Genomic DNA, 10,400 nt, shown 5'->3' with positions numbered 1-10,400 from the left:
CTTGAATATGGGTGATAATAATTGATATAAGGTTAAACTGCCAAAAACATTTATTGAAAATACTTTATCAATAAGATTAAAAAACTTTTCCATATATTTAATGCTCCTTGGCTATATATTATGATATTTTAAGGTAAAATTCAAGTATTATTGAAAAAAACCTCAGAGTTTACTCCAAGGTTTTTATCACTGACCTAGTTTATAGAATCAATTATTTTTTCCATATGTTTAATTATTGCATCTTTCTTCTCTATTGCCTTATCCATTGAATCAGAAATTGCATTTACATATATTTTTATCTTAGGTTCTGTGCCTGATGGTCTTAAAGTTACCCAAGATTCATCATCAAAGTAATATTTTAATACATTTGATTTTGGAAGTCCTGTTTCATCATTTTGATAATCTATAACTTTTTCTACTTTTTCACCATTAATTTCTTTTATAGGATTGGCCCTAACTTCAGTCATAATTCTTCCAATTCTCTCTTGGCCATCAACACCTTCTAAGACTATTGATACCACCTCATTAGAATAATATCCGTGTTCTGAGTAAATATCCTCTATAACATCTATTAAGCTCTTACCCTTAGCCTTATAGTAAGCAGCCATTTCTGTTATCATCATGGCGGCATTTACTGAATCTTTATCTCTTACAAAGTCCTTGTAATTGTATCCTATAGACTCTTCAAATCCAAATACAAATTTTCCTGAATTCTCTCTTTCTAGTTCATTTGCCTTATCATAGATATTTTTAAAGCCTGTTAGTACATCAAATTTTTGTACTCCATATTTTTCAGCAATTGGAGCTATTAAATCAGTTGTAACTATTGATTTTACTACCGCAGGATTTTCTGGTAGCTCTCCATTTTCCTTAAGAGCTGATAAGATATATTGGGTTAAAAGTGTACCGATTAAGTTACCTGTTAAGAATTTATATTCTCCATCCTTATCCTTAACTTCTACTGCACACCTATCAGCATCAGGATCTGTTGCTAAGAGCAAGTCTGCTCCAACTTTCTTTCCTAGTTCTTCTGAATATTTAAAAGCCTTAGGATCTTCTGGGTTAGGATATCCAACAGTTGTAAAGTCAGGATCAGGATTTTCTTGCTCTTTAACTACGTGGATATTTGAAAATCCTCTTTCTTTTAGGATTCTTCTTACAAGTTTGTTGCCTGTACCATTTAGTGGTGAATAGACTATACAGATATCTTTGTCTATTCCCTCATCATTTATAGTACAATCTTTAACTAAAGAGATGTATTTTTCTATAACTTCATCTGGAACATACTCAATAATCCCATCCTTCAGACCTTCTTCAAAGTCTATTCTAGGAATTTCAAAAAAGTCTTGGTGGTCTCCTATATAGGATAAAATCTTGTTTGCAGTTTCATCCATAATTTGACTACCCTCTTCATTATAGGCTTTATAACCATTATATTCTCTTGGGTTATGAGATGCTGTTACCATTACACCTGCCACACAGCCTAACTCACGAATGGTAAATGAGCAAACTGGAGTTGGTTCAATATCCTTGTGAATATAAACCTTTATACCATTAGCAGCAAATACTTCTGCTGTGATTTTAGAAAATTCTAAAGATTTATGTCTTACATCATAGGCGATAGCTACTCCGCGATCCTTAGCTTCTTGACCACCTTCAGCTATTGTATCTGCAAAACCTTGGGTAGCTTGGGCAACCATATATTTATTCATTCTATTAGTACCAGCACCTAGTTTTCCCCTAAGACCAGCTGTTCCAAACTTCAAAGATTGGTAAAACCTATCTTTTATTTCTTCTTCATTATCCTTGATAGATTCTAGTTCTTTTCTAGTTTCTTCATCAAACCTATCATCTTCATACCAAGTTTCAAAATTTTTCTTATAGTCCATGCTTATCTCCTATTTTATATACATTTATCGACAAAGGTTCAATACTAATGCCGTGACTTATGTCTACGCTTATATTATTCTTACCCTCTTTATCAAAAATCTTCTCAATCTTATTAAAATTATTACTACCTATATACTTTTCTAAAACATTATCGCTAATTGTCATTTCGCTATGATTAACGTTTATAAAAACCAAGTATTCTTTATCTAAAATATAACCTACAAGACTTGCGTCAAGTTCCTCTATAAATTTTAGCTTTTTTTCAATATCTTTTTTACTAGTATATTTTAAGGCATCTATTGATTTTCTTAAAAGTATAAGTTCTCTTGTATATGCAAAAAATTCTGGATTATTTTTCTTATCCTGCCATGTAAGTGCATTTATAGATAAAGGCAAATTATAAGAGTTAGGTTCATTTTTTTTGCTATGGTTAAATTCATTACCTTCATAAATAAAGGGCTTACCAAAAGATAGCATTATAATACCTAGCGCAAGTTTCACATAGGAATCTATATTTTCTGTATTTTCTAGTGATATTTGAAGCTTATCATAAATTATTAAATTATCATGACAATTAAAATAATTTATTGTCTCACTTGCATCATCAGCAAATCCTACTCCATCACCATAATCAATAGATCCGCGTATCCCCGTTTCTATAGCGCCCTTATTGCTTAAAATTCCCTGGATATATCCCTTACCGTAAGAGTTTACATCACCCTTTATAGCATCTCTAAAATCATCATTAAAGACACCAAAACCATTTGATTTTTGTCTCCCCTTCCATATTTGTTGTTCAGAAGATAAAGGCGATGATAAAGCCATCCAGGGCTCACCATAGATAATAATATTAGGATTTATCTTCTTTAATTCTTTTATGGCAAGCTTCATAGTATCTAGGTCAATAAGAGCCATTAAGTCAAACCTAAACCCGTCTATTTTGTATTCCTTGACCCAATGAACTAGAGAATCGATTATTAGTTTTCTTACAAAGGGCTTTTCACTTGCTAGCTCATTTCCACAACCTGATCCATTTGAAAAATTATTATCTGGATTAGTTCTATGGTAGTATTTAGGAGCAAGGGTATTGAGGTTTGAATCTAGAGTTTTAAAGGTGTGGTTATATACCACATCCATTATTACTCCTATCCCCCTATCATGAAAAGCCTTTATCATTTCCTTGGCTTCTCTAACTCTTGATTTGGGGTCAAAAGGATTTGTAGAATAAGACCCTTCCGGTGCAAAATATAACTCAGGGTCGTAGCCCCAGTTATAATTGTCATCACTGAAAAATCTTTCACTATCTTCATCAACGCTTATAAAATCATAGATGGGTAAAAGTTGAACGTGGGTAACACCAAGCTCTTTAATGTTATCAAGGCCAGTTTTTACGTCCTTGTAACAAGTTCCTGCTTCAGCTAGCCCCAAAAACTTACCCCTATTAAATACTCCACTTGACTCATCTGCAGTATAATTTTTTACACTAAGCTCATAAATTATCGCTTCATTTTCCTTGATATTAGGACTTTTGCTATCTTTAAATCCCTCCGGATTAGTATCATCAAGGTCAATAACTGCAGAATACATCGAATTAATTGACGCAGAATACGAATAAGGATCGGTAACTTCATACTTATCTTCTACTATATAATTATAAAAAAATCCGTCATAGTCTCCTTGTAGAACGGTTATAAAAATTCCCATCTCATCTTTAGTCATTGGGTAGGTAGACCTTCTAGCTTTCTTATAATCATCAGTTATAACTAAATCAATTTTTTCTCTATTTGGAGCATAAACTCTAAATGTAGTTTCATTTTTACTATAAATTGCTCCCAATCTTATATTTTTAACTTCTTTATAGGTAATATTTTTATCTAGGTTCATTATCTCTATTAATCACTTCATCCAATCTAAAATTATTTGCCCATAATATATTTTCAATCTGTTTATTAGTCCATTTAGATAAGTCTAAATAATCTCTTTCAATAATATCTCTCTTCCTAATTAGGGATTCTAAATCATAGAACACCTTAAAAGAATCGTTATACATCAAAAGTTGATCGTAAATAGTCTTAAAGGTATATGGAAAATTATCGTAGGATTCATTTAGTAAATTATCTATAGTGAATTTAACCACTTCGCTATTATAATAAAATTCATTAGCGTCATAAGAATTTTCTCTATCTAATTTTTGTACAGTTTTAAAATCAGCACCAAAAGTATAGAATGAATTCTTATCTTTTAAATTATCTACAATACCGCCCTTACTAGAAAGGATATTTCCCATATTAAAGATAGAATTTAGGATGTGGAAATTTTGGTTATCTAAGGTTGGTAGGGTTAAATTAGAATAAATATCTACCGCAGGTAGGATTTCCTTTATTTTTTCTACATCCAAGTCTTCAATAAATACAATTTTTATTTTTTCTCTAATAAATTTATCCTTATCAATCATCTTTTTGAGGGCGAGGATAAATTTAATAGTTTCCTTGGCCATGAAGTAACCTTCATTTGCCTTACCTGAAAATATATAAGTTGTAGGCGTAAGCTTAAGATTGCTGTTATATTTTAGCATATAATACTTATACGCTATAGCCAGGCCATTTAAAATTTGTCTCTTACTTTCATGCATAATTGATAATTGAATATCAAAAATGGAGTAAGGATTTATAACTTCTCCTAGCCTTGCATTGACAATCTTAGCAAGCTTTCTCTTATTATTGTACTTGACTTTTTCTAAATCATTAGCAAAATCTACATTATTTTTAATTTTTTTGAATTTACCTATATTTTTATTTGAAAAAGAACTTATTCCATAATTCTTTAAAAGCTTGGTGAGTTCAGTGTTGGCTGACTCGGTATAAAGAATCCTATCTGTACCATAATTAATAAAAGAATGATTGATATCATTTTTCCTGTCTTCTGAAATTATTTTTGATAGATAATTATAGTCTCCTGAAAGATATTTATTAATATTCCTAAAAGATACCTTGCCATTTTTTACAAGGCTCATCTCCTTAGACGAAACTTGAAGTTTTTTCTGAATTTCGATTATAGCATTCATTATTTCTGGATTTACTCTTCTTATCATTTCTATATCATAGTCTTCAACGCTATCATCTGTAATAGAAAAGGCTACATGATCAAAAACCGACCTAGATATTTTAATCGCTTCATCAAGTTCGTAATCATAAACTTTAGATAAAATCCTAATAAATTCTATCTGAGCAAGGCTTGGATGAATATCGTGTGAAAAAATCTTGATATTTTTTTCTAAGTCTTTTAGGTTGCCGTGTCTTTTATTGTATCTTCTAAATATATCTCTAACAGCAGATACAGAATAAAAATATTCTTGTTTCAACCTAAAAATTTTGCCCTCATAGGTAGAGTCATCAATATATAAAAATTTATTTATAGAGCTTATATTTATATATTCATCATAGGCTTTTAGAAAATCTCCCCTAGAGAAATCTTCTATATTTATTGGGTTTATAACTTCAGACTTAAAAAGTCTAAGTGTATTAACAAAGCTCGCATCATCACTTAAAATCGGCATGTCATAAGCAATCGACTTATTTTTCCTACCATCAATTTCAAGTTGGTAAGAAAAAGCTTTTTTATGCTCCCAGTTAGAGCCTTGCTCTAACCAAAAGTCAGAGTATTCAACTTGTCTACCATCAACGATTTTTTGCTTTAAGTTACCATTTTCATACCTTAAAGCATAGGCAACAGCTCTCTTTTTTTGGTTAGCAAGTTCGTTTATTAGTGCTGATGATCCTATACCGATATCACCCACCCCAAGATCTGCTTCTTTCTCACAAGCAAGCACATCATCAAGGTTAAACCCTAATTCATCGAGGGCTTTTGATATCTCATCTTTTATCTTAAGTCTATGGATATTTCTGTTTATAAACTTGCCAGGTAGGTATTCAAAAGATAGAATATAATAATCTTTATCATCAGCTAAATCCTTAGACTTAACCCAAGTTTTTCCAATAATTTCCATTAAATACCTACATAGGCAGTCATAAACTTCATTTATTCTTGCATTTTGTGTATTTTTAGCATAAAAAGAATACAAAAAACTTTGTATTCTTTTTACGATAAAATTTTTATCTGTCTTCATATTTTACTAAACTTTAATTTTCTCATACATTTCTAGGTACTTCTCAGATGATTTTTCCCAGTCATTTTTTTGTTTCATTGCATTTTCTATTAATTGTCTATGGACATCTTTTTTATTTGCGTAAACATCTATGGCATTTTTAGCTGCAAATAAAAGTTCGTGGGCATTTATATTAGCAAAAGAATACCCTGTACCCTCTCCTGTATACTCGTTGTAAGGTATAACAGTATCTTTAAGGCCACCTGCTTCTCTAACTATTGGTAGTGAACCATAACGCATAGCTATAAGTTGGCTTATACCACATGGTTCTGAAATAGATGGCATCAAATAAAAGTCAGATCCTGCATATATGTCATGGGATTCTTTATCATTATAATAAATCCTTGCTGCAACCTTATCAGGATACTTCCATTCAAAATATTTAAACATTTCTTCATAGGTATAATCGCCAGTGCCCAAGACTACTAGTTGGATATCTTCTTGTAATAACTCCTCAAGTATATACCTAACTAGATCCATACCTTTCATCTCATTTAGTCTAGACACAATACCAAATACTGGTACGTCGTCTCTTTGAGGTAGGTTATAAAGTTTTTGTAATTCTTTTTTATTAACATACTTATCATCTATTGAATCTAGTCCATAGTTTTGAGCTAGGTTTTTATCAGTGTTTGGATCCCAAACCTCATAGTCTATTCCGTTTACGATACCATCAAGCTTATAGTTATATTGTCTAATAACTCCATCTAATCCCTCACCATAGAAAGGATATTGGATTTCTCTAGCATAGTTTTCAGAAACAGTATTGACATGAGTGGCGTGAATAATGCCACCTTTCATAAAGTTTATAGCATCAAAATATTTTAGGTCATTTTCATTAAAATATCTTCCATCTAGTCCTGCAAGGGCCATATAGTCAGAGTTGAAAACACCTTGGTATTTTAGGTTATGGATAGTAAATAAAGTTCTTATATCTTCATAGAAACTATCCCCTTGCCTAAAGTCATTTACAAAAACATTTACCATAGCAGTATGCCAGTCATTTGAATGAATAATGTCCGGTTTGAAGTTTATTTCTTTTGGTAGGAGAGTACAAGCCTTAGAATAGAAAATATATCTTTCTGCATCATCATCAAATCCATAAAGGCCATCTCTATCAAAGTATTCCATATTATCTATAAAATAATAAGTAACCCCATCCCATTCTAATTGATACACTCCTGCATATTGGTGTTTCCAATCAAGGTCTACGTAAAATTCTGTTACCTTTTCCATCTTTTCACGGTAAGATCCATCTATGCCTTTATGTAAAGGCATAACAACCCTAATATCCACACCTTTTTTCTTTAGTTCTTTTGGAAGGGCTCCAGCAACATCTGCAAGCCCCCCTGTTTTTATGAATGGTACTGATTCACTTGTTAGAAAAAGTATATTCATTAATAGCTCCTTTGATCTAATAATTCGTTTTTACTTGTTACGTATGGGTTTGCCCTATTACCAAATAATCTTACATCATGTCCAACTTCTGTACCCTTATCTGTAATAACAAAGTTTAAGATAGCGCCGTCGCCTATAACAGAATCTTGGAAGATTATTGAGTTTCTAATAATTGCACCCTTACCAATCTTAGCTCCCCTAAAGATTATTGAATTTTCAACCTCTCCTTCAATAATACCACCATTTGCTATTAGGGAATTTTTAACCCTGGCATTATTGGTATAGGAAGTTGATGGTTCATCCTTAGATTTTGTATAAACTAATCCATCTTCATAGAAAAGCTTATCGAATGTTTCTTGGTTTAGAAGTCTCATATTTACTTCATAGAAGGAGTTAACATCTTTGATTATCTCAAATTCTTTATCTTGCCTATAAAAATCAACATTCAATTTACCTGGATAAGCAAAAATAGCTGATAGTAAATAATTTGAAACATTAGCTTGCATGGCGTGTCTTAATACGTTTAGGAAGGACTCTTTTTTCATAATTAGAGAACCTAAAAACAGGTCTATATTGTCTGTTATACCAAGGTTTAGTCCTACACCTACAGGCTTTCCTTCTTCGTTAGAATTAATTATAGATTGGTTTAAATATTCTCCATCCTTATCCACAGTTTTATTTGATAGTATTAAGCAATCTAAATCTTCTTCTTTCATTTTTTCCATTGCATCACCAATGTCTTCTTTTATTATATACATTGGATTTTTGATATAAACATAATCAAAATCATGTTCTTGGAAATAAACTATAGTATCATAGTAGGTCTCAACTTCATTTCTAATTTCCTTATTAGCAAGACCCATAGGGTTAATCATAAGGCCGCCGTTTCTTCTATTTAATTCCCAGCTTTTACCATTACCAACATGGTCAAGAGTTGAACGAAGCTTACTTCCAGCATAAAGGATGACCCTATTTATATCATAATTAGCTAGGTTTGATAATGCAAAATCTATAACTCTATACCTACCAGCGAATGGTAACATATAATCTGGCCTGACCTCACATAGGGATCCATAATTAGATTCATTAAAATCAGGACTGTATACTAATGCGACAATTCTTTCCATCCTATTCCTCCTCTACACCTTCGTTGCTGACTAAATAAACTTTTTCGTCATTTTCTTTACCTATATCTTCAGTTAATTCCATATTTTCTGCAACAACTGCATTGTAGATTTTAACTCCAGATTTAACTTTTACACCATTTAATAAAACAGAATTATAAACTTCAGCACCTTCTTCTATCATAACTTCAGAAAAAAGAACGGAATGATTAACCTTACCGTTTATTACACAAGCTTCATTTACAAGAGTATCTGTTAACTCAGCCTTCTTTCCTACTCTGTGAGGAGGTAGGTTTAGTGATTTGGTATATATTCTCCAATTATCGTCATAAATTCTAAGCTCATTGTCAGGGTCAATAAGATCTAGGTTTGCTTGCCAGAAACTTCTAACAGTTCCAACATCTTTCCAATATCCATCAAATTTATAAACATAAAGTGGTGAACCATTCTCTAGCATTTTTGGAATGATATCATGACCAAAATCATTTGTAGATTCTTTATTTTCATAATCCTCAATTAGTTCTTTTCTTAGAACTTTCCAGTTGAAAATATATATACCCATAGAAGCAAGGTTTGATTTTGGATTTTCTGGTTTTTCCTCAAACTCAATAATCTTTCCATCTTCATCAGTATTCATAATACCAAAACGGCTTGCTTCATCCCAATCCACTTCCATAACAGCTATAGTACAATCTGCTCCCTTTTGTTTGTGTACATCAAGAAGCTCTCTATAGTCCATCTTATAGATATGGTCACCTGATAGAATAAGAACGTATTCAGGATTTACTTCATCCAAATAATTTATATTTTCATAAATGGCAGAAGCAGTACCCTCAAACCATCTACCACCTTCTTCAGTATAATAAGGTGTAAGAATTCTAAGACCACCAAAATTTCTATCGTAGTCCCAAGCAGCACCTATACCTAAATGTTCGTTAAGAAGTTGAGGTTTGTATTGAGTTAAAACTCCTATGTACTTAATTTCACTATTAGTTGAATTACTTAATGCAAAATCTATAATACGATATTTCCCTCCAAATGGAACTACCGGTTTAGCCATTTCTCTTGTCAGCGCTTTAAGCCTGGAACCTTGTCCACCTGCTAAAAGCATTGCTGCAGTATTATTAGCGTTTCTCATAAGCCCTCCTGTTTTATGAATAATTATTGTCTTAATATATATACCCAATAAAGTAAATTATATTCTAGAAAACCTTTTCTTATTTATATTTTATCATATAGATTACGATTTTGACAAGACTAATATTATCAGTATAATATAAATTACATGGGGATGCCTAGGTTTCGACGTGATTGAAGAGGCTCTGGCTGCAAGTCGTATATCAAAACGTAAATTGATAAATAAATATAAACGCAAACGAAAATAGCGAAGCAAACTTCGCACTAGCTGCCTAGTAATAGGCTAGCAATGAATATTAGGTCCGTCGCAGACTTAATATTTGTTTTATAATTTCGCGACAACCGATATGGCAAAGCTTTGAACCATATTGTGTATTATGAAGCTAGCATAAAAACTTTTTGTAAGTTTTTGATTTTTTGTGCGAATCTTTAAAACTTAATAAACTTGTAGATGCCTTTGGTGATGCTTTCACGGACAAGGGTTCGATTCCCTTCATCTCCACCAAACACCTTGTAAGCGTTAATCATTCAACGTTTATTTTTTTAGTATGCATTATACTAATTTAACAATTAGATTATTATTTTTATATAAAATTTTTTAAATTAAAAAACTCCCGCTTTGGGAGTTTTGCTTATTTCTTATAATACAAATCATCTGTAGGTCTTTTTCCTTGGAAAATATTTTT

The 10,400-nt window shown here is 31.7% G+C and carries 6 protein-coding genes and 1 other RNA gene; 1 reads left to right on the top strand and 6 read right to left on the bottom strand.

Going from position 1 to position 10,400, the window contains the following annotated elements:
- Positions 1-194: 194 nt before the first annotated feature.
- The 6 genes from Q0410_RS01000 to Q0410_RS00975 form a co-directional block, all read right to left on the bottom strand.
- The gene (locus Q0410_RS01000; RefSeq protein ID WP_299031859.1) at positions 195-1,889 is read right to left on the bottom strand and encodes a phospho-sugar mutase; all 1,695 of its coding nucleotides are present in this window, start codon (positions 1,887-1,889) and stop codon (positions 195-197) included.
- Positions 1,879-3,774, bottom strand: coding sequence for a type I pullulanase (gene pulA, locus Q0410_RS00995; protein WP_299031855.1), 1,896 nt, complete (start codon positions 3,772-3,774; stop codon positions 1,879-1,881). The genes Q0410_RS01000 and pulA overlap by 11 nt, the downstream gene beginning before the upstream one ends.
- A complete protein-coding gene (locus tag Q0410_RS00990; protein WP_367178685.1) occupies positions 3,761-5,896 on the bottom strand; it encodes a glycogen/starch/alpha-glucan phosphorylase in 2,136 nt (711 codons plus the stop codon). The genes pulA and Q0410_RS00990 overlap by 14 nt, the downstream gene beginning before the upstream one ends.
- Before the next feature lie 126 nt (positions 5,897-6,022).
- The gene (gene glgA / locus Q0410_RS00985) at positions 6,023-7,453 is read right to left on the bottom strand and encodes a glycogen synthase GlgA (protein ID WP_299031850.1); all 1,431 of its coding nucleotides are present in this window, start codon (positions 7,451-7,453) and stop codon (positions 6,023-6,025) included.
- Positions 7,453-8,580: a glucose-1-phosphate adenylyltransferase subunit GlgD gene (gene glgD / locus Q0410_RS00980; RefSeq protein WP_299031848.1), complete on the bottom strand. Its 1,128-nt coding sequence runs from the start codon at positions 8,578-8,580 to the stop codon at positions 7,453-7,455. Before glgD ends, glgA begins: the two co-directional genes overlap by 1 nt.
- A 1-nt stretch (position 8,581) precedes the next feature.
- Positions 8,582-9,715 (bottom strand): glucose-1-phosphate adenylyltransferase, encoded by a 1,134-nt coding sequence (locus tag Q0410_RS00975; RefSeq protein ID WP_299031845.1) that lies wholly within the window; start codon positions 9,713-9,715, stop codon positions 8,582-8,584.
- 149 nt (positions 9,716-9,864) lie between these two features.
- Between Q0410_RS00975 and ssrA the strand changes: the two genes are divergently transcribed.
- Positions 9,865-10,219, top strand: a transfer-messenger RNA (tmRNA) gene (gene ssrA / locus Q0410_RS00970).
- Positions 10,220-10,400: the final 181 nt, after the last annotated feature.

Source organism: uncultured Anaerococcus sp. (assembly GCF_937934665.1).
Taxonomy (GTDB): Bacteria; Bacillota; Clostridia; order Tissierellales; family Peptoniphilaceae; genus Anaerococcus.
Note: the sequence above shows the minus strand (reverse complement) of the source record. Positions and strands in the feature narration are given on the sequence as shown.